The organism is Lentimicrobium sp. S6 (assembly GCF_013166635.1).
Taxonomy (GTDB): domain Bacteria; phylum Bacteroidota; class Bacteroidia; order Bacteroidales; family UBA12170; genus UBA12170.
Map to the genome: position 1 here is coordinate 1 of NZ_JABKBZ010000257.1, position 644 is coordinate 644.

General features: G+C 38.4%; 1 protein-coding gene and 1 pseudogene. Both read right to left on the minus strand.

The window, feature by feature from the left end; genetic code table 11:
- A partial coding sequence (locus HNS40_RS22620; RefSeq protein WP_371742977.1) for a transposase occupies positions 1-512 on the minus strand: 512 nt, incomplete at its 3' end.
- Between the two features lie 30 nt (positions 513-542).
- Positions 543-614, minus strand: a pseudogene (locus tag HNS40_RS23875) (transposase zinc-binding domain-containing protein); the annotation flags it as partial.
- Positions 615-644: the final 30 nt, after the last annotated feature.

Below are 644 nucleotides of genomic sequence, written 5' to 3' on the forward strand. Positions count from 1 at the left end.
TCAACAGCAAGTATTCTGTCATTAGAGATAGCTGTTCTGTGGGTATATCTTCCCAAATAATTGATCACTTGTTTTGGTCCACCAAAAGCTTGTTTGGCGTACACTACCCAATCTTGATCGAATAACTCATTGGGAATCCATCCATTAATTGTTTTTTCTTGTTTAAGCAAACGAAGTTGCTCCACAAAACGAGCCCGAAACACACTGCTCAAGCTTTCTACATTAAACAGATATTGTCCTCTATTACGCGCATTTTTCCACTTTCCATTTGGCATTAAAGCTCCGGCAGGAACAATAAAGTGTATATGCGGATGATAATTTAGATTTTGTCCGGTAGTATGTAAAATAGCAGTAGCACCAATTTTGCCACCGATCCATTTTTGAGTGTTGCCAAAATCGCTTAAGACCTCCCATGATGTGGTAAAAAGCAGATGATATAGGGCATGCTGATTTCGGATAAACAAACTATTGAGTTTATGTGGAACTGTAAAAACCACATGAAAATATTTCACAGGCAATAAATCGGCCTCTCTATTAATAATCCACTTTTCTTTATCAATGGCTCCGCATTTTGGGCAATGTCGGTTACGGCAACTGTTAAACGCATCATGAATACTTCCACATTTTGTGCAAGCTTCTGTATG